This is a genomic window from Constantimarinum furrinae (assembly GCF_014295415.1).
Classification (GTDB): domain Bacteria; phylum Bacteroidota; class Bacteroidia; order Flavobacteriales; family Flavobacteriaceae; genus Constantimarinum; species Constantimarinum furrinae.
Map to the genome: position 1 here is coordinate 2,842,252 of NZ_CP052909.1, position 21,197 is coordinate 2,863,448.

Annotated in this window: 27 protein-coding genes and 1 tRNA gene; 12 read left to right on the forward strand and 16 right to left on the reverse strand. The window is 35.9% G+C overall.

Annotated features, from left to right (window positions below):
- Positions 1-155: 155 nt before the first annotated feature.
- From ALE3EI_RS12970 to ALE3EI_RS12995, 6 genes are all read right to left on the reverse strand, one after another.
- Positions 156-779 (reverse strand): P-loop NTPase family protein, encoded by a 624-nt coding sequence (locus ALE3EI_RS12970; RefSeq protein ID WP_186989336.1) that lies wholly within the window; start codon positions 777-779, stop codon positions 156-158.
- Between the two features lie 34 nt (positions 780-813).
- On the reverse strand, positions 814-1,431 hold the full coding sequence (locus ALE3EI_RS12975; RefSeq protein WP_186989338.1) for a hypothetical protein: 618 nt from the start codon (positions 1,429-1,431) through the stop codon (positions 814-816).
- A complete protein-coding gene (locus ALE3EI_RS12980) occupies positions 1,431-1,865 on the reverse strand; it encodes a hypothetical protein (protein WP_186989340.1) in 435 nt (144 codons plus the stop codon). Before ALE3EI_RS12980 ends, ALE3EI_RS12975 begins: the two co-directional genes overlap by 1 nt.
- 36 nt (positions 1,866-1,901) lie before the next feature.
- Positions 1,902-2,192 carry a helix-turn-helix domain-containing protein gene (locus ALE3EI_RS12985; RefSeq protein WP_186989342.1) on the reverse strand — a complete coding sequence of 97 codons (291 nt, stop codon included), beginning with the start codon at positions 2,190-2,192 and terminating at the stop codon, positions 1,902-1,904.
- Between the two features lie 134 nt (positions 2,193-2,326).
- The gene (locus ALE3EI_RS12990; protein ID WP_186989344.1) at positions 2,327-3,283 is read right to left on the reverse strand and encodes a hypothetical protein; all 957 of its coding nucleotides are present in this window, start codon (positions 3,281-3,283) and stop codon (positions 2,327-2,329) included.
- Entirely contained in the window at positions 3,283-4,515 is a 1,233-nt protein-coding gene (locus ALE3EI_RS12995; RefSeq protein WP_186989346.1) for a site-specific integrase, read from the reverse strand. Before ALE3EI_RS12995 ends, ALE3EI_RS12990 begins: the two co-directional genes overlap by 1 nt.
- A gap of 829 nt (positions 4,516-5,344) precedes the next feature.
- Here ALE3EI_RS12995 and ALE3EI_RS13000 point away from each other — a divergent pair.
- Positions 5,345-5,530 (forward strand): CsbD family protein, encoded by a 186-nt coding sequence (locus ALE3EI_RS13000; protein WP_186989355.1) that lies wholly within the window; start codon positions 5,345-5,347, stop codon positions 5,528-5,530.
- An 84-nt stretch (positions 5,531-5,614) separates the two neighbouring features.
- On the opposite strand, the gene ALE3EI_RS13005 is transcribed toward ALE3EI_RS13000, so the two are convergent.
- From ALE3EI_RS13005 to ALE3EI_RS13025, 5 genes are all read right to left on the reverse strand, one after another.
- Entirely contained in the window at positions 5,615-5,761 is a 147-nt protein-coding gene (locus tag ALE3EI_RS13005) for a hypothetical protein (RefSeq protein WP_233279970.1), read from the reverse strand.
- A 93-nt stretch (positions 5,762-5,854) separates the two neighbouring features.
- Complete coding sequence (locus tag ALE3EI_RS13010) at positions 5,855-6,457, reverse strand: MarR family winged helix-turn-helix transcriptional regulator (protein WP_186989359.1); 603 nt, start codon at positions 6,455-6,457, stop codon at positions 5,855-5,857.
- Positions 6,458-6,510: 53 nt separating this feature from the next.
- Entirely contained in the window at positions 6,511-6,774 is a 264-nt protein-coding gene (locus tag ALE3EI_RS13015; protein ID WP_186989361.1) for a DUF2024 family protein, read from the reverse strand.
- A gap of 3 nt (positions 6,775-6,777) precedes the next feature.
- Positions 6,778-7,506, reverse strand: coding sequence for a hypothetical protein (locus ALE3EI_RS13020; RefSeq protein WP_233279971.1), 729 nt, complete (start codon positions 7,504-7,506; stop codon positions 6,778-6,780).
- A gap of 63 nt (positions 7,507-7,569) precedes the next feature.
- On the reverse strand, positions 7,570-7,803 hold the full coding sequence (locus ALE3EI_RS13025) for a thioredoxin domain-containing protein (protein ID WP_186989363.1): 234 nt from the start codon (positions 7,801-7,803) through the stop codon (positions 7,570-7,572).
- Positions 7,804-8,000: 197 nt separating this feature from the next.
- Here ALE3EI_RS13025 and ALE3EI_RS13030 point away from each other — a divergent pair, with 197 nt between their 5' ends.
- Entirely contained in the window at positions 8,001-9,080 is a 1,080-nt protein-coding gene (locus tag ALE3EI_RS13030) for a sensor histidine kinase (RefSeq protein ID WP_186989365.1), read from the forward strand.
- Positions 9,081-9,094: 14 nt separating this feature from the next.
- A complete protein-coding gene (locus ALE3EI_RS13035; protein ID WP_186989367.1) occupies positions 9,095-10,423 on the forward strand; it encodes a sigma-54-dependent transcriptional regulator in 1,329 nt (442 codons plus the stop codon).
- A gap of 77 nt (positions 10,424-10,500) precedes the next feature.
- Here ALE3EI_RS13035 and ALE3EI_RS13040 read toward each other — a convergent pair whose 3' ends face one another.
- The gene (locus tag ALE3EI_RS13040) at positions 10,501-11,175 is read right to left on the reverse strand and encodes an RNA polymerase sigma factor (protein ID WP_186989369.1); all 675 of its coding nucleotides are present in this window, start codon (positions 11,173-11,175) and stop codon (positions 10,501-10,503) included.
- A gap of 121 nt (positions 11,176-11,296) precedes the next feature.
- On the opposite strand from ALE3EI_RS13040, the gene ALE3EI_RS13045 reads away from it, so the two are divergent.
- From ALE3EI_RS13045 to ALE3EI_RS13075, 7 genes are all read left to right on the forward strand, one after another.
- The gene (locus tag ALE3EI_RS13045) at positions 11,297-11,680 is read left to right on the forward strand and encodes a hypothetical protein (protein WP_186989371.1); all 384 of its coding nucleotides are present in this window, start codon (positions 11,297-11,299) and stop codon (positions 11,678-11,680) included.
- Between the two features lie 231 nt (positions 11,681-11,911).
- A complete protein-coding gene (locus ALE3EI_RS13050; RefSeq protein ID WP_186989373.1) occupies positions 11,912-12,100 on the forward strand; it encodes a hypothetical protein in 189 nt (62 codons plus the stop codon).
- 327 nt (positions 12,101-12,427) lie between these two features.
- Positions 12,428-13,732: a Glu/Leu/Phe/Val family dehydrogenase gene (locus tag ALE3EI_RS13055; RefSeq protein WP_186989375.1), complete on the forward strand. Its 1,305-nt coding sequence runs from the start codon at positions 12,428-12,430 to the stop codon at positions 13,730-13,732.
- A gap of 22 nt (positions 13,733-13,754) precedes the next feature.
- On the forward strand, positions 13,755-14,174 hold the full coding sequence (locus ALE3EI_RS13060; protein ID WP_186992377.1) for a GreA/GreB family elongation factor: 420 nt from the start codon (positions 13,755-13,757) through the stop codon (positions 14,172-14,174).
- 9 nt (positions 14,175-14,183) lie between these two features.
- A complete protein-coding gene (locus ALE3EI_RS13065; protein WP_186989377.1) occupies positions 14,184-14,615 on the forward strand; it encodes a hypothetical protein in 432 nt (143 codons plus the stop codon).
- A 2-nt stretch (positions 14,616-14,617) separates the two neighbouring features.
- A complete protein-coding gene (locus tag ALE3EI_RS13070; RefSeq protein WP_186989379.1) occupies positions 14,618-15,013 on the forward strand; it encodes a hypothetical protein in 396 nt (131 codons plus the stop codon).
- Positions 15,014-15,221: 208 nt separating this feature from the next.
- Entirely contained in the window at positions 15,222-15,707 is a 486-nt protein-coding gene (locus tag ALE3EI_RS13075; RefSeq protein ID WP_186989381.1) for a ferritin-like domain-containing protein, read from the forward strand.
- Between the two features lie 49 nt (positions 15,708-15,756).
- Here the strand turns inward: ALE3EI_RS13075 and ALE3EI_RS13080 are convergent, their stop codons facing one another.
- Complete coding sequence (locus ALE3EI_RS13080; protein WP_186989383.1) at positions 15,757-17,142, reverse strand: MBL fold metallo-hydrolase; 1,386 nt, start codon at positions 17,140-17,142, stop codon at positions 15,757-15,759.
- A gap of 188 nt (positions 17,143-17,330) precedes the next feature.
- Here ALE3EI_RS13080 and ALE3EI_RS13085 point away from each other — a divergent pair, with 188 nt between their 5' ends.
- Both ALE3EI_RS13085 and ALE3EI_RS13090 read left to right on the forward strand, forming a co-directional pair.
- On the forward strand, positions 17,331-17,663 hold the full coding sequence (locus ALE3EI_RS13085) for a hypothetical protein (protein ID WP_186989385.1): 333 nt from the start codon (positions 17,331-17,333) through the stop codon (positions 17,661-17,663).
- A gap of 2 nt (positions 17,664-17,665) precedes the next feature.
- A complete protein-coding gene (locus ALE3EI_RS13090; protein ID WP_186989387.1) occupies positions 17,666-18,688 on the forward strand; it encodes a M28 family metallopeptidase in 1,023 nt (340 codons plus the stop codon).
- A gap of 418 nt (positions 18,689-19,106) precedes the next feature.
- Here ALE3EI_RS13090 and ALE3EI_RS13095 read toward each other — a convergent pair.
- From ALE3EI_RS13095 to ALE3EI_RS13105, 3 genes are all read right to left on the reverse strand, one after another.
- A tRNA-His gene (locus tag ALE3EI_RS13095) sits at positions 19,107-19,183 on the reverse strand.
- A gap of 100 nt (positions 19,184-19,283) precedes the next feature.
- Entirely contained in the window at positions 19,284-20,000 is a 717-nt protein-coding gene (bshB1, locus tag ALE3EI_RS13100; RefSeq protein ID WP_186989389.1) for a bacillithiol biosynthesis deacetylase BshB1, read from the reverse strand.
- Positions 19,997-21,175, reverse strand: a complete 1,179-nt coding sequence (locus tag ALE3EI_RS13105; protein ID WP_186989390.1) for a trans-sulfuration enzyme family protein — start codon at positions 21,173-21,175, stop codon at positions 19,997-19,999. Before ALE3EI_RS13105 ends, bshB1 begins: the two co-directional genes overlap by 4 nt.
- Positions 21,176-21,197 lie beyond the last annotated feature (22 nt).

Consider the following 21,197-nt stretch of genomic DNA (forward strand, 5'->3'; position numbering starts at 1 on the left):
TTTGATGAATTATTCCTATGATGATATTAATAAAGGTGAAATCGGATAATGATAAAGGATTATTTGACTGTTTAGTTAGAAATAAATTCAAAAATACAAAGTTTGGGAAGAAAGGTAGAATTTAAATGAATCTAATGAATTGATATTATAGTTATTTACCTTCTCATACTTACTCCCTTAAATTCAAGAATGTTAAACATTTCGAACAAGCGATCATATACTCGTCCTCCGTATTTGGTTCTGAATTGTAATAATCCTTCTTCTAAATTACAGCCATACGAAGGGTTATAGTTACAAGTTAAAAATGTTTTAGCCTTTTTAGCACATCTAATTTCCAGTAATTCTCGAAAAACATTCTTTTGTCCGTAGTTGTTTGCAAAGTCTTCGGTTAAAATGTCATCAAACAAACGATTACCAGAACTAAATTTTTTATAAAATGCACTTTTCTCACTTGGAGTATTTATATTTTCATAGTCTAAAGTGACCTCTAGGGCAGTATGGAATTTGAAAAGATAGTTGTCCAATCTAGATAAGGTTTTGAGAATGCTTGATTTTCCTGTACCATAATTACCTATTACCAATAACCCCTTATTGAATGATGGGGTCGATATTTTGCTATTTAATATGGGAGATTTATAAAAGGATTGGTGCTGGGCAAAATAATATATAATTGTCTTAAATCTTATTGAGCTTTCTTCGGTATATAAAAAATCATTACTATGATCAATTTTATATTGGCGTTCAAAGTCAATTGAAAATTGTGGCTTATTATTATTCATTTACTTTATTTTAGATTTCGGTTTATCTTTCGATTTACCTATTTAAATCAAGCATTCTATCTTTCGTTTGCGATTTTTCGTTTGAGGCCCACTTTTTAATTCTTTTTTCTATTTCCCAGAATTTTTCATTCTGAAAACGCAATGTCCCTTTTTGAGAATTTTTTTCGGTCCAGTATGCATAAAAAGAATCAAGAATGTGTTTTTTATAATTTGAGAGGGCATATACTTTCTCCTTAAATTCTTTTTTAATTATTTCTATTTCTTTTTCATTATTAGTTGTTGCGATTTGTTTGCTATTCGCTTGCGATTGGTGAGTTATTTCCTTGCTATTTTGTTTGTTATCAAAAAAAAATTGATTCACCTTAATTTTAGTGAATTTATTGGTGGATTCAATAATGACATCATTTGAGCTTTTAAGCTTATCGATTGCAGTTCTAACCTTGCTAATACTTAATCCGGTTTGTAGACTTAGTTTCTCATAAGAAGTAATTAATTGGCCTGGATGGATGTCAACGCCTCGCCATGATTTTTTCTCAAAATTTGCCTTTAAAAGTAAATGTACCATGATCTTAGACGTATTGACATCATCATACCATTCCCAGTCCATTATGGTTCTAGGAAGCCTTATAAAACCTTTACTAAATTTTGTCATTATAATATTTGTTTACGATATACAATAATTTGATTTACGGAATCGAAGAAAGGAAATGTCCCATCGGGTTTGTTCGGAATATTTAGAACTCTTTGAAAACGACCTAGTTTTTCTTCAATACGGCTAATGTCTCCCTTGGTTGCTGGTCTATTCTTTTCCGGTGTTAATACTTTCGTAATTAGATCAGCCGTAATATTTCCAACAGCTGCATTTCCTACTCCTGCTACCGACATTCTATCAATTTTATATTTATCTGTTTTAGGCTGTTTTAATCCAGACTCTAAGTCTCTGGCAACTTTTAAATTTGAATCAGTTGATTTCCGTTGATGATAAGCTTTCGATCTACAGCTCGCCGAACAATATTTTTGTATTCTACGCTTCTTTGGCACATACTTTTTTCGACAGTATTGGCACTTGTATTGTCTTTTTTCCATAAAACGTGCGTTAATTTGACGGATAACTCAAAAAAATCAGTCTCTTTTGTACTTTAGAGACTTAACTTCTTTGAGTGTTTCTTCCAATTTTTTTCTATTGATAATAATCCTGTTGCCGATTTTTTCAGCCCGGATAAGTCCACGTTTAATATAATTTCGGATAGTGAGCTCAGAAACCTTTAAATAATCTGAAGCTTCTCTAACGGATAAGTTTTGACTAACCTTTTCGTTTTCGCTTTTTTTGGAATAAAAAAGGTTCAGTGATTTTTCTACTGAGGACTTTACTATTTCTTCAAGTTCCTCTTTGGGTATAATTGATAATTCCATGATTCAAACCTACCTGAGATAATTTGAATCATTTTATAATTCTAATTATAATTATTAATGAAATTTATAATTATAACACAATGATTATCAGTGTATTTAGGCAACAATAATATATATTCTTTGATATTACGATTTTACCCAATCGATATTTGTTTCAATTTTTCTAAAGTTTCAATAAAATCTAATATTGATTTCTGGTTTTTGGTTGGTTCAATATCAGTGTTTTTATATGGTCTGATATAATTTTTGTATTGCTTTTGATTGAAATCAAACTTTGAACCCCTATCTGAGTATATCACAAACTTCTCTGTTAAGAAATTTAAGTATTCACTTTTATTTTGAGAATCATGCCAAGTGCTTAATAAATATAATAAGTAACCAATATCGGGGTTTTTAAAGTTTGACTCTTTTAGACCTAATATTAATCTCTTAGAGCTCGATTTATGAAGCAGTCGAGCAAATTCAGGAAAAGTATAATATGTATAGAAAGCACCATTTCTCTTTAACAGTTGATACAATTGAGATATTCCAATAATGTCTATTGAAAATATAAATTTTTGAAACAGATCATCATCAGAAAATCTATCTTTTCTCATTTCATCGATAAAAAATTGTTCCACATAATCAAACTCTTTGAGTTTGAATCGTTGTTCTCGAGAAGGATTGAATCTAGCCGCAACTCTATGAAATAAAACTATTGTTCTAACTTTTTGAATATACGTTAGTCTAGTTTTTAGCTCTCTCAATAAATGATTTAATTCTAACTTGTTTTGGGTAAGTAAATAAAAAGCTATATTTTTTACTCGCTCCTCTTTATTATTTGGTTGAGAAAAAAAAACATATAGAGGATCTTCAGCCATATCTAAAAGTTCAGCTTTATACTCAATATATTTATTAATGTAATCTCTAGAATAAATTTCATCATAGATTCTAATTTCTCCATGAAGAGAGGAAACTGGTTCGAATATTCTTGAGTGAATAGAAATCCCTTCTGTCATACCATTTTTCAAGGACTCATTGCAGATCTGCTTGATCTTTGTATGTACATCGCTTATCCCAAATTTTTTATTTAAATAGTCAATTGGGTCCATTAATTCCAAGCTTTACTCATTTCATCCTCTCTAATTTTCTTAGAGAGTTTTATATATTTTTTAAAACTACTATAGCTTTTATGTCCAGTGATACTCATCACGATATCCGGGCGCATTCCCTTTTCTAAAGATAGAGTGATAAAGGTTCTTCGGGCAGTATGTGTACTGATCATCCGGTATTTAGGGATTGTTTCTTCAATCCGCTCATTACCTATAAAGGAAGTTTTAATAATCGATTCGTTAAATCCAGCTTTTTTGCAAGCTTCTTTAATATATTCTCTAAACTTTTGAGCACTTATTAGTGGTAATGCATAATCATATTTCTCCAAGATAGTCGTTGAATATTTATTCAGTGGAATTCCTAGATTGCTTTTTTGTTTTACGGTATTGATCACAATCTGACCGTTGCGAATATTTTCCTTCCCTATCCTGGAATAATCGGAATAACGCATACCTGTGGTACAACCAAAAACAAATACATCACGGACCTGTTCTAGTCTTTTATTTTTAAAGTCAAATTGAAACAGTTCCTCAAGTTCAGTCATTGACAAGGCAACTTCGTCAGTTTCACTTGAAGTTTTTTCAAAGTTTTTAAAGTCAAAATTCCTATGAAGCTTCTTATTCGCCGCCCAATTCATAAAAGTTTTTATAAAACCTATATTTCGACCCAAGGTATTATTCTTATGTCTTAATTCCTTTCGGCTATAACTCACAAATTTTACATAGAATTCATTTGTAATTGATCCAAAGGTCAATTTGTAATGAGCATGATCAGAAAAATCTTCAAGTATTTGTTTAATATTTATATAACGTTGTATTGTGCCTTTAGTTATTTTAGCTAAGTCTCTTTTCTCTTGAATGAAATCATTAAAGACATTTAAGAAGGAACCAGGAGAGCTTTTTGTTCTCTTAAACAAGTAATTCAGCTCAGCCTTTATGCGACCCACGGTTAATGAAGTTTCATCTGCCTCTAGTCTTGTACAAATAAGTTGAAAAGCCTCCCCATATCTTGTAATTTGAGCAATGATAGAATTTATACCAACTGCTTGAGCGCTTCTCCCGGAAATTCGTTTAGGGAATTGCGTTTTTGAATCCCAGAATTTTGGATGTATTTTTTCTCCTGTAGAATATTTTAAATATTTATTCTCATCTTTAATTCTGGCTCGAATATAAATCAGCGTTTCTTTATTAGAGTTTGGTTCTTTTAAATTGAAGGTATAAGAATAATTCATTAGTTAGGGGCATAATTAGGGGCATATTTTCTTTATAACCCCTATACATTCGATATATAAACAAACATATGAAATTCAGTAATAATAAGCAATAACAACAGTATTTATAATACTTGACATCCTATTTTCAATAAAAGGTGTGAATCCCTCTTTCTCCGCAAAAGGAAACCCACAACGAAAGTTGTGGGTTTTTTGTTTCAGAAACGTCGAAAGTTTACTTTCGTAAGTGATTCGAAACAAAAAACCGACCACGCTTTAGCGTGGTTGTGGTTTCTATGGTTGCACCGGATTCCCTTGTAGGGATCAACGAAGTTAATCCTAAGCTTTAATCGATTCTGAAAGAAGTAATACACCTAACATACTCCGGTGTTCCTGGTTGCACCGGATTCCCTTGTAGGGATCAACGAAGTTAATCCTAAGCTTTAATCGATTCCGAAAGAAGTATTACACATAACAAACTCCGGTGTTCCTGGTTGCACCGGATTCCCTTGTAGGGATCAACGAAGTTAATCCTAAGCTTTAATCGATTCTGAAAGAAGTAATACACCTAACATACTCCGGTGTTCCTAGTTGCACCGGATTCCCTTGTAGGATCAACGAAGTTAATCCTATTCTTATTTGATGGGAGTATGATGTGCAAATTTAGTCGTGGTTTCAATGTATACACGTCGCTCTATTACCGAAATCAAAACGCGTTAAATTCATTAACCAATACATTATAATATTGGGAGTTTACTAACAATTCATACGAATATTTTGACATTTCTTTATTACAGTTTCTGCCGATTCTGTAATAATTTAGATGTATTAACAATTAAAAAAAATAACTATGAACTCAGATCAAATTAAAGGTAAATGGAACCAATTTAAAGGTAAAATGCAGCAAAAATACGGTATTGCTGTAGATGACGACGAAACGTTCAGTGAAGGTAAATACAACGAACTAGTTGGTCGTGCACAGGAAAAGTCAGGTGAATCTAAGGAGAAGATCAAACGTGAAATAGAATCCTGGTAGAAGTAATAATGAAGAAAAACCTCTTGAAAAATTCAAGAGGTTTTTTTTGATTAATTGTGTTCAACTAATAATTGTTGATAAACGCTAGGCCGTATCTCTTGGCTGATGTTGCTCACGTCGTTGCTTCTCCTGATAGTTAATTTCACGACCGTCCGACTCCTTTTCTTTTTTATTGATAGCCGATTCCTCAATACTTTGTTGTTGCTTGTCTTGATTCTTTTCCTTTTTCATAACGGTAAAATTTTGAATTCGAGTTAATTTATGAACCATACAGTGGTAAATCAAGAAATTTATAACTGATTAACATTTTAGTGTTAAAAAAACTTAAGCACTTTCAAATTCCGGACAGTCGAGTCGGATATCTGCAGTAAATAATGGTTTTTCTAACAAATTACAATAGTTTGAAGATTTGGATCTTGAATAGAATTTACACCCATAACAGGTGCGTTGAACGGTCAATATCCCCGTCCTGTTAAGTTGAAAGATTAGCTTGCTTAAGGTTTCGAATACATGTTCCAGATCGCTATCACTCATAGCTTCTATTTGCTGTTGCATTGGATCGGCAAAATTTTCGGTCATTTTTACTATTTCTTTACCGCTTTCCGATAGAATGATCGTATAACTCCTGCTGTCTGCCGAAGAATGGTCCTTAATGATAAAGCCCTTATTGTGAAGTACGCGTATGGCATCACTCACCGTGGGCTTTGTAACATTGAATTCTCTTGCCAAGTCACTTACATTGCACAGCGCTTCTTTGTGAAACGCAGTAAAAATAAGAAGCTGGATCTGAATAGGGCTCAACCCCAATTCCTTTGCCTTTTCCCACAGTAATACTTTAAAGGCTTCTGAAATTCGTTCCATTCCGGCAACTATCTTTCCAGATAGGTGCGCTTGTTGCCCCTCAGGATTAAAAGCACTTTTCTTCATAAAAATTGTCTGTCGGAATTAGTCCGACAGACAAAGTTAGTAATCCTTATTAATTAATGACAATGTTCCATTTCGATAATATGAAAACCAAAGTTCTCAATATTTTTTATGATGTCTTCGGAAGCGTTCTCGATATGACAAAATCTGCATTCTTTTGAAGTGAGATCGCCCGTACCGAAAGATTTTTGATGCAAATATTGCTTTCCGAAGTGTACTATTTTATCCTCATCCTGTACTGAAACCGGAACCAGAATGTCGAAATGCATGGTTAGACCATCGTTGCGTTTTACGTAAGTATCCCAGACTGAAACTCTCACGGCCTATTGTTTTACTGAATAAGGAAGCGAGAGATCACCGCTAGCTACACTAAATACCTGATACACCCCCAGCATTGGCAATTCAGAATTACTGGTATTAACTTGCATAAATGCAGACACCGCATCATATTTAAAATCGGTTCGATTATTCATTCTGTAATCTGGAACTACAACTTTTATTCGCTGCATATTGGTGGTAACGGGAAATCCTGGGGAATCCATATACATGGGCATTCCCGGATTGGTCGGCGGCAATTTTACTGCATCATCCTCTTTCTTAAATTGTTTTACCGAGAAGCCACCTTCTACCCTATCGTCTTTTATTAGTATTACCCAATGCGGATGCCATACAATACCATCATTGTCATAAACCGAATCGCTGTTTTCATCCCATAGTGGTGTATCGTCGAAATCCGGGTGAGAGGTTAAGGCAAGTGCCACTATTCCGTCAGTCTGGTTAAAACCGACATCGGTAGGTGATAAACTGGTGGGAAAAACATAACCCAGGACAGGAGCCCCATCTAGACGACCAACAGGGTTTGGCATTGTTTTTCCGGCCTCACCACTTACCGTAATTTCCCACACTGTGATACCAAGATCTGAGTGATGGGTGACTAATGCCGATTGAATTATAAAGTTATCATTATGGTAGTTGTTTTTTGGTTGACCATACATTAGACTTACCGTACTACATATGGCAAAAACTGAAAATATATTGAAAATTGATTTCATAGTTTTGTGATTTAAAGTTAGAACTCCAAAAAAATAGGAGTCCTAACTATATGACTTAAAAAATTATGCTTTTACATCTTCCATTGAAGCTCCATAGTTAATATGAAGTACATTACCATTTGGGGTTACCATGGCGGGAACCGATTTAACTCCGGCATTTTCGGCTTCAGGGATTCTAGATTTGTCCTGTCCAATATGAACAACTTCTAACTTGTCTTTCCCTACTAATTCGATGATGTCCTGTTCGGCACTAACACATACCGGACAACCTGCGTGATAAAAAACTGATCTTTTCATTGCTATAAAATTTAAGTTCTTGCATTATTGCAACACAAATATAGTTAGGATTCCTTACTTTATAATATGTTAGATGATTTTTTTTTTAAATTATTCTAAAAATTGCTTAAGCGTTGAACCAAGATTTATAAATGTATTCAAGATATAACCAGCCTAAAGAAATATTTTACCTTTGATAAACTGTATACAATAGATAAATGATTTCCACCGAAGAAAAGCTAAAAGAGCGAATTAAGGAATTGACCTGTTTATATGAAGTATCTTCCATTCTTGTAAATGCAGACGTTGAGGCTATTGAAGAAACTTTACGAGCAATTGCATTAAGTCTAAAGCGTGGATTTCAATTTCCAAATGCTACAGAAATCGCTCTTGAAACACCCATAGCGAACTTTCAAACCGGTCCCGTTAACCTTAATAATCGTGTGATCTCTAATCTACTGGTATTTAATAAAATTGAAGGGGTAATTATCGCTTCACAAGACGATTCCAAATCTCATTTTCTTAAAGAAGAGCAACCATTACTGGACACTGTTGCCCTAAAATTAGGTAATCTATTGGAGCGTATCCAAATTCAGAAAAATGAAGCCTCAATGAAACGACAGATGGAGCGAGCTGACCGATTGTCTATTATTGGAGAAATTACGGCCGGTATCGCACATGAGCTTAATACACCCTTGGCCAATATTTTAGGTTTTGCCGAATTACTGAAAGAGGATCTAAAAAAAGACAAGCAAGCATTGAATGATGTTGACAAAATTATTCACAATGCAATTTTCTCAAGGGAAGTAGTGAAAAAGCTAATGTTCTTTGCCTGTGAAATGCCTCAGGAAATGAAGAAAGTAAATATCGTGCCAAGCATAAAGAACGCAATAGCACTTCTAGACCCTTCATTTAAGAAAGCTGAAGTAAAATATATCGTAAAAATAGAAGAAGAGGAACTATTCTTACGAGCAGATATTATTCAACTTACTCAGATCATTTTTAATTTAACTATAAATGCAATTTATTTCTCACCTAAAAATGGTGTAGTTAGTATAGAAACTTTTCAAACTAAAGATCACATAGTGTTAAAAATAGCAGATGAAGGAACCGGACTATCGCAGGAAGCCCTGGAGAAAGTGTTTCAACCCTTTTTTACTACTAAACCTATCGGAGATGGTTCTGGATTAGGCCTAAGTGTTGTGCATGGAATTGTGGCTAGTCATAACGGCACTATTACCGTTAGTAACAACCCAAATAAAGGTGCTACCTTTACAGTAAAGCTTCCGAAATCCTAATTCTTTTGTGAGTTATGCAACTAAAAAAGGAAAACATATTAATCGTTGATGACGATATTAGCATATTAGAGTTGATACAACGCCATTTACAATCTTGGAATTATCATACTTATAAGGCTGTATCGGTAAAGGAGGCAGTTCAAATATTGCGGGATACCCCTATCGATCTGTTAATTACCGATTTGAAAATGCCCGAAATTGATGGTTTTGAACTAATAAAATTTGTGTCTGAACATTATCCGAAATTACCTAAACTAGTAGTGACAGGTTATCCTTCCGTGCAAGATTCCTTACATGCCATAAAGTCGGGAGTGATAGATTATTTGACCAAACCATTTACCAAAGCTGAGTTGCAAAGTGCCGTAGAAAATTCAATGAAATCTAATACAGATAAAAATCAGTTTACAGCGAAGCCTTCAGAAGAAAAAAACAAACCCTACGGTGATATTATTGGTAGTTCAGAAAAAATTCATGAAATCATACAAATCATAGAGCGCGTAAAGGATAATAAAGCTACCATCTTCATAAGCGGTGAAAGTGGAACCGGAAAGGAACTTGTAGCAAGAGCAATACATTATCAGGGTAAATTTTCGAGAGCACCCTTTATTGCTGTAAACTGCGGGGGTATTCCTGAAAATCTTTTAGAATCTGAACTTTTCGGTTATACCAAAGGTGCATTTACCGGTGCCGAGAAAAACAGAGATGGCTTTTTTCAAGCCGCAAACGGTGGTACTATTTTTCTAGATGAAATTGGGAATGCTTCTAAGGCCGTACAGTCTCGATTACTTCGGGTACTACAGGAAAAAGAGGTGGTAAAAGTAGGGGCTCAAAAAGCCGAGAAAATTGATATTCGTATCATCGCTGCCACAAACAGCGATCTGAAAGAAATGATTAAGAACGAATTATTTAGAGAGGATTTATATTACCGACTTACGGTAGTTGAAATTGAAGTGGCTCCTTTGCGAGATCGAAAAGAAGATATTCCCCTGCTCACCGAAAAATTTCTCTTTAAGTACGGTGTAGAATATAAGGATCGCTTAATAAAGTTGAGCCCTGAAGCCACAGCAGTGTTACAACGTTACGATTGGCCCGGCAACATTCGCGAACTGGAAAACGTCATTCAACGCGCTGTGATCATGTGTGATAGAATCATTGAAATTGAACATCTCCCCGATTCGTTGAAATACTCCATTACTTTTCCGGAAGACGGTTTACTTCCATTAAAAGAGGTCGAGAAGCGATATATTCAAAAAGTACTTCATTCTACAAATGATAACAAGACCAAAGCCGCCGAGATTTTGGGTATTGATCGTAAGACTATTCGTCAAAAACTATCCGAATAAAATGGTTTTATACGCTAAATAATTCCGAAATGGGGCAACTCTGATGATGTGTTTTAATAAATAAATAATAATAGCTATTAAATTATCATTTTCATGACCTTCTCCGTTAATCGGTCACACTTACTAAAGCCAAACTCAAAGACATTTTTATCATTAGTGATTTCATAAAGCTTATCCTTTAGCATTTCTTTGGCACGATGAAGCCGTATTTTTACATTGGCAAGGCTTAACTCTAAGGAAACCGCAACTTCTTTGAGACTCATTTCTTCTACTTCTTTGAGAATATAAACAGCTTTGTATTTAACAGGTAGACTGTCTATTGCATTTTCCAACAATAGCCTTGATTCTTGTTGTATCATTTTGTCTTGTGGATTTAACTGTCTTCGATCCTGAATTTCAAGAATAGCACCGGATCTTAGACTGTCTAATTGATCGTTTATTTGAATGAGTTTCCCTTTGTCTTTAAGCCGGGCCAATGCCTGATTGATTCCTATTCGAATAAGCCAGGTAGAAAATGAGGACTCCATTTTAAATTGATATAATTTTGAAAATGCGCTTAAATAGGTATTCTGCATTACATCCTCAATATCTGCATTGTCTTTTAAATAACTCCGAACTACGCGATACAGTTTTTGATTATTTCTGCGAACTAAAATTTCATAAAGTTCCTTTTCTCCTCTTAGCACACGTTGAATAACTTCCACTTCAGTTATTTTATGTTGTGTGAGTTCATGTCTTTTTGCTGTTTCCATAGTATTCCCGGTTTTACTTTAGATACTAAAAGAGAAAAAAAGATACAAATTATTGTATCCTTTTATAAATGTTGTTATCAAAAGGGTGTAACTCATTTAAAAACAATAAAAATTTAAATTTATGGATTCAAATGTGCTTTTAGTAAAAAACATCTTAAAATACACTTTTGGTTTAGTGCCAATTGTTGCAGGATTAGACAAATTCACAAATATATTAACTAACTGGAGTCAGTATCTTTCCGAAGGCCTTATAGAAATGCTTCCTTTTGAGCCATTAACTTTTATGATGATCGTTGGCATCATAGAAATCGTAGCCGGAATACTTGTTCTATCTAAGACTCAATTAGGCGCCTATATCGTATCTGCTTGGCTTGTAGCCATTGCGTTAACCCTAATTTTTAGTTGGACGTATATAGATGTCGCTGTTCGAGATTTAGTTATGGCAATTGGAGCATTTTCACTGGCCAAGTTATCTACAAGTACTTCAGCTAAACTCTACAATTAAATAAAGTACTCATTCTGTTTAAATATCACGCATTAAATAAATAATGCGTGATATTTTTTTAGATACAAATTTTCCCGGGTGGGTAATTTTACCCCAGTCCTATCTACTTTTTAATTATTCACAGATCCGCACAAACCCTTATGTAATCTGGGTTTTATCGTTTTCAAACAATTATGGCACAACCACCGGCATATAGTTTGCCTTTAGTTCAATGAACAATAATAATGATTTATGAAAACAAACGCATTCAATATATGTCCCAGTTGTATTCATAGGGATATTTGTGTATTGACTACTCAAAAAAGCCGGGTTTGGTCATGTAGTGAATACGACGAGGAATTATCTGAAGATTCTCATTTGGAGCTAATTATGTCTTCAGACTTAAAAACAAAACAACAGACAGTTACAGTATTGGCCTAACGTAATTGAAACGATATGATATTTAGCGACTTAGACACATTAAAAAAAAAGAAAAGCGAATTATTTTAAAGGTATTAGCGCGTGAAAGAGTCCGTACAGTTTAACAAACAATCGCCCTGTTAGTAACAGACGTCTACTTAATATATCATTCTAAAAAATTTAATCATGAAGACACACTCAATAACACTCTGCCAGACTCATAAAAGATCTGAAGATAAAAAAAGAAAAATAGATTATATAATGCGAAAATATCACGAGAGAAGTATTATTAATCGATTATTCAAAAAATCCTAATAAATAAAAATCCGTTTTAAGCGGTACGCAATTATGACAACAATAACAGCAGAATTACATAATAGAACTAAAAAAAAGCCTATAAAAGGGATGATGGATAATGTAATGGAGCAATTTTACAGTGCTGCAGATCATATTGAACTACATCCTAATATTAGAAAGATACTCAGTATTACAAACAATGAGATCATAGTCCACTTTCCGGTAAAGATGGACAATGGTGACGTTGAGGTTTTTACAGGATATCGAGTGCAACATAACAATGCACTGGGACCGTACAAAGGTGGATTGCGATATCATCCCACGGTAGACATTGACGCTGCCAGAGCACTTGCCATGTGGATGACCTGGAAATCATCGCTAGCCGGTTTACCTTACGGAGGTGGTAAAGGGGGAATTCAACTTGACCCATCCAAATACTCAGCAGGAGAACTAGAACGAATTACCAGAAGATTTACGTTCGCCCTAGGAGATAATATTGGTCCGGAACACGATATCCCCGCTCCCGATATTAATACAAACAGTCAGACCATGGCCTGGATAGCCGATACGTATATGAGTACCAGACCTCCTGCAGAACGAACCGCAAATCAACATGTGGTCACCGGTAAGCCTGATGGTAGTGGCGGACTCGAAGGTCGTGATCGTGCAACAGGTTATGGGGTTTTCCTTAACATCAAATTCTGGGCAGCCCGTAATAATGAATCGCTTAGCAATAAAAAATTTATTGTTCAAGGATTTGGAAATGTTGGGTATTGGGCTTCGCATTTTCTAGAAAAGAATGGAGCAAAGTTAGTAGCCGTACAAGATGCTTTCGGCAGTATTAGAAATACGAATGGAATCAATGTGGACGATTTGTTCAATTATACACAGGTCAATAATGGAAGTATCGTTGGATTTCCGGAGGCCTTTGATCTTGACAATGAAAAATTTTTTACTTCCGAATGTGATATTTGTATTCCTGCCGCACTGGGGAATCAAATAACTAGAACAAATGCACCAAAAATTAAAGCGAGGCTTATAGCCGAAGGGGCTAATGGACCAACAAATGTGGAGGGAGAGAAAATTTTAATAGACAGGGGCATAACTATAATACCGGATATTCTATGTAATTCCGGTGGTGTCATCGGAAGCTATTTTGAATGGCTTCAAAATCGAAATGGGGAGCTTTGGCAGCTCTCTGAGGTAATGTCTAAACTCGATAAGAAAATGAAAGAATCCTTTGATAAGGTATATGATTTTTCAGAAAAAGAAAGAATCGATTTGCGTAAAGCGGCCTACTGTATCGCAATTAAGCGAATTGAAAAAGCCTACGTACAGCGAGGTATTTTTCCTTAGGAGAATTTTTAAAACAAATATGATGAAATACGGAAGTTTAATATTAGAAAAGAAAGAATATGTGTATTTAAAGCGCATTCTAAACATCTCGGGATATGCCGAAGATTTTGAAACACAGAAATCTTTACAACGATTGAGTGAAGAACTAAAAAATGCTCAGATTGTAGACGAAGAAGATATGCCTAAAGACGTAATTCGCTTTAACAGTAAAGTAATGGTGTATTCTGAGAACGGCTGGGAAAAAACGATTCAATTAGTAATTCCTTCAGATAAAAATGCGAAGCAGGATAAGATCTCAATTTTAACTCCTATGGGAGCTGCACTTTTTGGCTACTCGAGAGGAGATACTATCGAATGGGACTTTCCGTCGGGCAAACAGCAGATAAAAATTGTTACTGTTAGTCAGGAAAATGCAAAAAATCAATCTGAAATTTCTATTTAATACTCTCAAATGAAAACTTTATTAACAGAAATCTATGAGCACGACACCGATGTTGATGTGACCCATAAAATAAACACCATAGAACTAGAGAATTGGATAAATCACTTAAAATATATTAAGAAAGAATTGAAAAATCTTATCGGACTTTACAGCAAAGATTTAACCAATAGAATTAATGATCAAGTTGTATTACAAAAGTTTCAAAAGAAAGAAATTGAAAATGATACCTTATTGAATGCACTTTATAATTACATGAATTCAAGAAAAGGCATCTCTGAGTGTGAAGATACTCAATGTGATTTGGCTTATATCAATGAACATGAAAGTTACAGAAGAAGTTATTTATATCATCTGGATAAATACCGAAGGCTAAAAGACGATTTTTTTAAGAAGGTAAAGGGAAAATTTAATTTGCTCAATATAAATCCTTCAGGTTTGTAACAGTGGAAATTGAATTCACACATAAAAGTGATGCGCACAGAAGACTTTGTATTCAAAAAGATCTTAACGAACTAAGCCATTGGATAGACACACTTTCAGAGGTGAATAATGAAATTGAACATTTAAAAGTCATAGAGAAACAGTTGCTGAAGAACAATAACATTGAAACTAATCTCCTTGGTTTCAGAAGAAAAAACACTTTAGTTATAGGTATGCTCTGCAAATACGAGCAAGAATTGAAGACCGAGTTTGACTACGGAAAAAAAGGATACGATCATGTTAGGGCAAAAGAGCATGAAAAAAAACGCAATATGTATTCAACATTTGTAACTGAGTTTAATGAATTCAGATCTAAAGTCTATACGGCCTTGACCAAATTTCGACGCACATCACTCTAAAGTAGGGCTTAATGTAATTTCAAAGCTGATACGGCCTACTATGCTTAAACCAACAATATAGGCACAGCTTTGAGGAAATGGTTTGAGCTATGTGGTTTCTGTTAAATTTAAGAATCACTGTTAAACCCTTCTCAATTAAGAAAACTGTAAGATAAAAATGCAGAATCTGAAAGTATCTTTAAGGTATTAACTTTAAAAAAATACAACTATGAAAACGACAAAGGAACAGGCTGACCAAGATATCCATGACAATTTGGTCGACAATCTTCAGGGATTATTAGAAAAGAATTACGATGCTGAAGCCGGGTACAAAAAAGCAATGCAGGATGCTAAAAATTCTCAACTTAAGGAATACTTAAAGAGACAAGCTGCACAAAGGGGTGAGTTCGCCACCGAATTGGACAGAGAAATCCGTGCTCTCAATGAAACCCCAAAGTCCAGCGGTAGTATGACCGGAAAATTACACCGCACCTGGATCGATATAAAAAGCGCTGTGTCCGGGGATAATGACGAAGCCGTCCTGGAAGAATGTATCCGCGGTGAAAAAGCCAGTGTAGAAGAGTACGAAGAAAAGTTGCAAAAAAACAACTTTCCACCACAGGTATCAAATGTATTGAACAATCAACTCGATAGAATAAAATCAACTCTTAATACGATTAAAGGATTAGAGGATATTTCCGAGAATTGGGGATAATTAATGATTGATTGTAGTAAAACCCTGAAGCTGATACTTCAGGGTTTTTTTATGTCGTAATTTCGATCCCGGCGTCTTTGATCGCTTTAAAACCTCCTGCAACATCGATCACATTGTGAATTCCTCTACTTTTCAATATGGAAGCTGCTATAACCGATCGGTAACCTCCCGCACAATGTACATAAAATGGTTTATCATCGGGATAGCTATCTAAATGGTGATTAATTTCACCCAATGGTGTATGTGCTGCACGCGGTAAATGTGCAGCTGCGTATTCTCCGTCATTTCTTACATCAAAAACCGGCACATTGTCTCTTAATCTTGATTTTAGTGTATCTGCCGCAACCGATTCCAGTGTATCTATCTCTTTTCCGGCTTCCTGCCATGTTGTAATTCCTCCATCCAGATAGCCCAAGGTATTGTCGAAACCAACACGTGAAAGCCGTGTTACTGCCTCCTCTGCTCTGCCATCGGGAACTACCAAAAGGATTGGTTGTGACACATCTGCAATTAATGCGCCCACCCAGGGAGCAAAGCCACCATCCAATCCAATAAAAATGGATCGTGGAATATGTGCTTTTATAAAATCTTTCTGATTTCTAACATCCAATACAATGGCTCCTGTTGAATTTGCTAAATTTTCGAATTCTTCAGGGGTTAGTTTTTGTGTGCCTTTTGAAATAATCTCCTGTAGATCTGTATATCCCTCTTTATTCATTTTTACGTTTAAGGGGAAATATGCGGGTGGCGGCAACAATCCGTCTGTAACTTCCTTTACAAACTCCTCCTGAGTCATATCTTCACGTAAGGCATAATTCATTTTCTTCTGATTTCCAAGTGTGTCCACCGTCTCTTTCATCATATTCTTTCCACAAGCAGAACCTGCACCATGTGCAGGATACACGATTACCGAATCTTCCAAAGGCATTATTTTTTTTCGTAAGCTGTTATACAATGTCTTTGCGAGATCTTCTTGTGTGATCTCTGAAGCTTTCTGTGCTAGATCTGGTCGTCCAACATCCCCTAGAAACAAGGTGTCTCCGGTAAAGATCGCGTGATTTTCACCTTTTTCATCCTTCAACAAATAGGTTGTACTTTCCATAGTATGACCAGGGGTATGCAAGGCCGTGATCGTGATCTTTCCCAATTTAAATTCCTCCCCATCCTTTGCTATATGAGCATCAAAAGAGGGATTAGCATTGGGACCATAAATTATAGGTGCACCGGTTTGTCTGGATAATGTTAAATGCCCACTTACAAAATCGGCATGAAAGTGAGTTTCAAAGATGTACTTTATCTCAGCATTGTCACGGGTGGCCCGATCTAAATAGGGTTGTGTTTCCCTCAAGGGATCAATTATAGCTACTTCCCCATTACTTTCTATATAGTACGCACCTTGCGACAAACAGCCTGTATAGATTTGTTCAATTGTCATGCTTCAGAGTTTTTACAAAGATAACAATTGTAATTTTTGAGTTTACACCATTTCTATAAATTAATACTATGTATCGAAGTAGATACTCTTATGGATCAGAAGCGGTCAAAAAACGTATAATTTTCACATAATTTTTAGATTTACAGCGGGTTGTTGCATTATCTTTACGCGCATAACGAATATCATTCATGAACAAGATCATTTTTGTGCTAATCGCTCTTATTGCTCTATCCTGTGACACAGACAAACAGCAAATGGAAACTTTAAAAGAGCGTGCTCAATATGATCTTATCACCCAATTACAGCTTCCGGAAGGAACCGTTTTTAATGATGATAGTTTTTCTGTGAATGAAGAGGAGTCCGACCTGGAAGGTGTTCATGCGGTCTATACAATCAACGTTACTGTTAAATCTCAGGATAAAACCGGAAATGAGATCAATAAAACATATACACTTGAATACGAAAAAGTAGGTGAAGGCGGACTCGACCCCAACGACTACGAACTTAAATCCTTTAATTAATTATGAAAAATATTGTTATAACACTGCTCTCAGTGTTCGCTATTTCTTGTAATAGTGCTCAAAATTCTACATCGACTCCTATTACAAATGACAACGCTCGAATCGATTACGCTAACACAATTACAGCCGAAGATCTTAAAACACATCTGTATATTGTTGCCGATGATGCCATGGAAGGCAGAATGACGGGAACGGAAGGACAGAAAAAAGCGGCCGAATATCTCAAGAATTTTTATATTTCTGAAGGAATTCCGGGGCCTGTGGAAGCAGATAATTACTACCAACCTATTCCTGCAAATTACTTCTCGCGTAGAAAGGGAATTTCAGATTCTGAGAATGTAGTGGCTTTTATAAGAGGTTCTGAAAAACCAAACGAGATCATCGTACTTTCTGCTCATTACGATCATGTGGGAACCGATAAAGACGGAAACGTTTATAACGGTGCTGACGATGACGGAAGTGGTACAGTGGCATTGTTAGAGATCGCTCAAGCATTTCAAAAAGCAGTTAAAGAAGGAAATGGTCCTAAAAGATCCATTCTCTTTTTACACGTTACCGGAGAGGAAATAGGTTTATTCGGTTCTAAATATTATACGGAAAATCCTCTGTTCCCATTGGAAAATACGGTTTGTAATCTAAATACCGATATGATTGGTAGGATCGATCCCGACAAAAAAGACAACCCAAATTATATTTATCTTATTGGTAGCGATAAGCTGAGTCAGGGACTTCACGATCTTTCGGAAGAAGTGAACCAAAAGTATATCAATCTGGAGCTGGATTATAAGTTTAATGATGAAGATGATCCCAATCGGTTTTACTACCGCAGCGACCATTATAATTTTGCAAAAAACAATATCCCTATCATCTTTTATTTTAATGGAGTTCATGCAGATTATCACAAACCATCAGACACGCCCGATAAGATCGAATACGAACTGTTGGCGAAACGCACTCAGCTCATTTTTCAAACGGCTTGGGAAGTGGCAAACAGACCCGAAAGAATAACGGCAGATAAGCTATAGTTTACTCTAAGTCCGGTAGACATTTTTAACAAGGGCCGGCTTGCCGCAAGGGAAAACCTGCTCATAAAGCCTTAAGGCTTACGCCTGAAATTCATAAGTGGTAATCATACCTCTATACATCGGTTTAGCTGTGCTGAACCGGACCGAACGTTTAGAAAATGTCCGGTGGACATTTTTAGAGAGGGGCCGGCTTGTCGCAAGGGAATACCTGCTCATAAAGCCTTCAGGCTTACTCCTGAAATTCATAAGTTGTAAACATACCTCTATACATCGGTTTAGCTATGCTGAACCGATGTAAGAATACCTGCTCATAAAGCCTTCAGGCTTACGCCTGAAATTCATTTTTTATGGATTCAATTTAAAAGCAAGCTTTAATTGAATCCATAAAAAAAGCCTTCAACAAATGTTGAAGGCTTTATGGGGTGGAAGACCGGTTTCGAACCGGCGACCTCTAGAACCACAATCTAGCGCTCTAACCAGCTGAGCTACAACCACCGTTTTTCGTTGTACTCTTAAAAAGTAGATCACTATCTCTTAAGAGGACGCAAATATAATTCAATTCTTTAGCTTGTACAATACAATAAACAAAGAAAATTTAACGAAGATCAAAAATGGAATCCACAGCCACATACCGCTCGACATTAAATCCTTCCCCATGCTCTGCTCCTATAAGTCGTCCTAAATTTCTTGCTCTATAAGTAACACTGTCTATAAAGTTAGTCGAAGAAATTGGGGTGTCGGGCTCTTTGGCATTCTCGTCAAAAAACTGACTCCCGTAGGCACGAACAGCCTCTACCTTCTTTTCTAAAAATCCCGTTACGTCTACTACAAAATCGGGAGTGATTTCATTCCATTGTATATAATGATACACATGTTTAGGTCGCCACACCTTTTGATGGTTCCCTTCCAGGATAGTTTCTATCTTTCGCAAACCACTTAGAAAGCAGGCATCACTTACCAATTGGCTACCTTTACCATGATCTATATGCCTGTCTTGAATAGCATTGCACAACACAATTTCTGGTTGATATTTCCTCAAGATCTTTATGATCTCAAGTTGAGAAGCCGGATTGTTTACAAAAAATCCGTCTGCAAACTCCAGATTGTGTCGCATCGCTACACCCAGTATTTTAGCTGCCTTTTCCGATTCTTTATCCCGTATCTCGGCTGTACCACGCGTACCTAATTCTCCCCTTGTAAGATCGAGAATTCCCACGCGTTTCCCATTCGCTATTTCCTTGGCAACTGTCGCTCCGCAACCCAGTTCAACATCATCGGGATGGGCACCAATTGCCAATATATCTAACTTCATACTACTGATTTTTCTAGAGATTTGTCGTTTACTTTTCTAAATGCTTGCTCAATATCGTTGATCAGGTCTTCTTTTTCCTCAATTCCAACCGAAAAACGCAGCAATCCGTCACCAATTCCCTGCCGTTGTCTCTCCTCGGAAGATAACAAAGCATGAGAGGTCTTTTTAGGCGATAATATGGTGGATTCTATTCCCGCCAGACTCATGGATTGTTTTATAAGTGATAGAGATTCCATAAAAAGATCGGGGTTTATCTCATCTACCAACTCAAAGGAAAGCATTCCGGAATATCCCCGCATTTGCGATTTTGCCAACTCATGATCGGGATGATCTTTTAATCCCGGATAATATACTTTTTTAACCAAGGCATGATTATCCAACCATTTGGCCATACGTTTAGCATTTCGGTTTTGAGCCTTAACCCTTAATTTCATCGTCTTCATACTGCGTTCAAGCAACCAAACTGTATAATCACTCAAACTACCGCCTAGGTTTTTGGCGAGATTCCATATTCTGTCAATATGTTCCTGCGAGGCTGCTACAGCTCCCGCACATATATCACTATGCCCACCCATGTATTTCGTCGCACTGTGAAGACAGATATCAATTCCGAAATCATGCGGATTCTGATTAATTGGCGAAGCAAAAGTATTGTCGATCATTGAAATAATATTGTGCTTTTTGGCAAGTCTATGTATCATCTTCAGATCTGTGATGAGCATTAAAGGGTTTGAAGGTGTTTCAATAAAGATCACCTTAGTATTTTCTTTAATTTCTTTGCTGAAGTCTTCTTCCGAAAACCCCTGAGTAAACGAATATTCTATTCCAAATTTATGCAACTCTTCAACCACAAAATTATAAGTTCCTCCGTACAAGGTCTTCTGTAGCACAACATGATCTCCTTGTTGTAAAAATGCGAGCATAGTGGTGCTTACAGCCGCCATACCACTTCCGAAGATAAGTGCACCTTCGGTATGCTCCAGCATTGCTATCTTTTTACAAAGAGCTTCCTGATTAGGAGTGTTAAAGTATCGGGGATATCGTTTTACGTCCACCCCCTCATAAGCGTAAGAGCTTCCCATAAACAAGGGTGATACAGATCCTTTAAATTGTTCATCCTTAACCTCACCTATATGAGTACAAATGGTATTTGTACCCGGTCTCTTAGATTTCATAGTGTGTTTTTTTATTGATGCT

Coding starts and splice junctions, on each gene's coding strand:
- ALE3EI_RS12970 (WP_186989336.1), bottom strand. CDS start 779: ATGAATAATAATAAGCCACAATTTTCAATTGACTTTGAACGCCAATAT.
- ALE3EI_RS12975 (WP_186989338.1), bottom strand. CDS start 1,431: ATGACAAAATTTAGTAAAGGTTTTATAAGGCTTCCTAGAACCATAATG.
- ALE3EI_RS12980 (WP_186989340.1), bottom strand. CDS start 1,865: ATGGAAAAAAGACAATACAAGTGCCAATACTGTCGAAAAAAGTATGTG.
- ALE3EI_RS12985 (WP_186989342.1), bottom strand. CDS start 2,192: ATGGAATTATCAATTATACCCAAAGAGGAACTTGAAGAAATAGTAAAG.
- ALE3EI_RS12990 (WP_186989344.1), bottom strand. CDS start 3,283: ATGGACCCAATTGACTATTTAAATAAAAAATTTGGGATAAGCGATGTA.
- ALE3EI_RS12995 (WP_186989346.1), bottom strand. CDS start 4,515: ATGAATTATTCTTATACCTTCAATTTAAAAGAACCAAACTCTAATAAA.
- ALE3EI_RS13000 (WP_186989355.1), top strand. CDS start 5,345: ATGAACTCAGATCAAATTAAAGGTAAATGGAACCAATTTAAAGGTAAA.
- ALE3EI_RS13005 (WP_233279970.1), bottom strand. CDS start 5,761: ATGAAAAAGGAAAAGAATCAAGACAAGCAACAACAAAGTATTGAGGAA.
- ALE3EI_RS13010 (WP_186989359.1), bottom strand. CDS start 6,457: ATGAAGAAAAGTGCTTTTAATCCTGAGGGGCAACAAGCGCACCTATCT.
- ALE3EI_RS13020 (WP_233279971.1), bottom strand. CDS start 7,506: ATGAAATCAATTTTCAATATATTTTCAGTTTTTGCCATATGTAGTACG.
- ALE3EI_RS13025 (WP_186989363.1), bottom strand. CDS start 7,803: ATGAAAAGATCAGTTTTTTATCACGCAGGTTGTCCGGTATGTGTTAGT.
- ALE3EI_RS13030 (WP_186989365.1), top strand. CDS start 8,001: ATGATTTCCACCGAAGAAAAGCTAAAAGAGCGAATTAAGGAATTGACC.
- ALE3EI_RS13035 (WP_186989367.1), top strand. CDS start 9,095: ATGCAACTAAAAAAGGAAAACATATTAATCGTTGATGACGATATTAGC.
- ALE3EI_RS13040 (WP_186989369.1), bottom strand. CDS start 11,175: ATGGAAACAGCAAAAAGACATGAACTCACACAACATAAAATAACTGAA.
- ALE3EI_RS13045 (WP_186989371.1), top strand. CDS start 11,297: ATGGATTCAAATGTGCTTTTAGTAAAAAACATCTTAAAATACACTTTT.
- ALE3EI_RS13050 (WP_186989373.1), top strand. CDS start 11,912: ATGAAAACAAACGCATTCAATATATGTCCCAGTTGTATTCATAGGGAT.
- ALE3EI_RS13055 (WP_186989375.1), top strand. CDS start 12,428: ATGACAACAATAACAGCAGAATTACATAATAGAACTAAAAAAAAGCCT.
- ALE3EI_RS13060 (WP_186992377.1), top strand. CDS start 13,755: ATGAAATACGGAAGTTTAATATTAGAAAAGAAAGAATATGTGTATTTA.
- ALE3EI_RS13065 (WP_186989377.1), top strand. CDS start 14,184: ATGAAAACTTTATTAACAGAAATCTATGAGCACGACACCGATGTTGAT.
- ALE3EI_RS13075 (WP_186989381.1), top strand. CDS start 15,222: ATGAAAACGACAAAGGAACAGGCTGACCAAGATATCCATGACAATTTG.
- ALE3EI_RS13080 (WP_186989383.1), bottom strand. CDS start 17,142: ATGACAATTGAACAAATCTATACAGGCTGTTTGTCGCAAGGTGCGTAC.
- ALE3EI_RS13085 (WP_186989385.1), top strand. CDS start 17,331: ATGAACAAGATCATTTTTGTGCTAATCGCTCTTATTGCTCTATCCTGT.
- ALE3EI_RS13090 (WP_186989387.1), top strand. CDS start 17,666: ATGAAAAATATTGTTATAACACTGCTCTCAGTGTTCGCTATTTCTTGT.
- bshB1 (WP_186989389.1), bottom strand. CDS start 20,000: ATGAAGTTAGATATATTGGCAATTGGTGCCCATCCCGATGATGTTGAA.
- ALE3EI_RS13105 (WP_186989390.1), bottom strand. CDS start 21,175: ATGAAATCTAAGAGACCGGGTACAAATACCATTTGTACTCATATAGGT.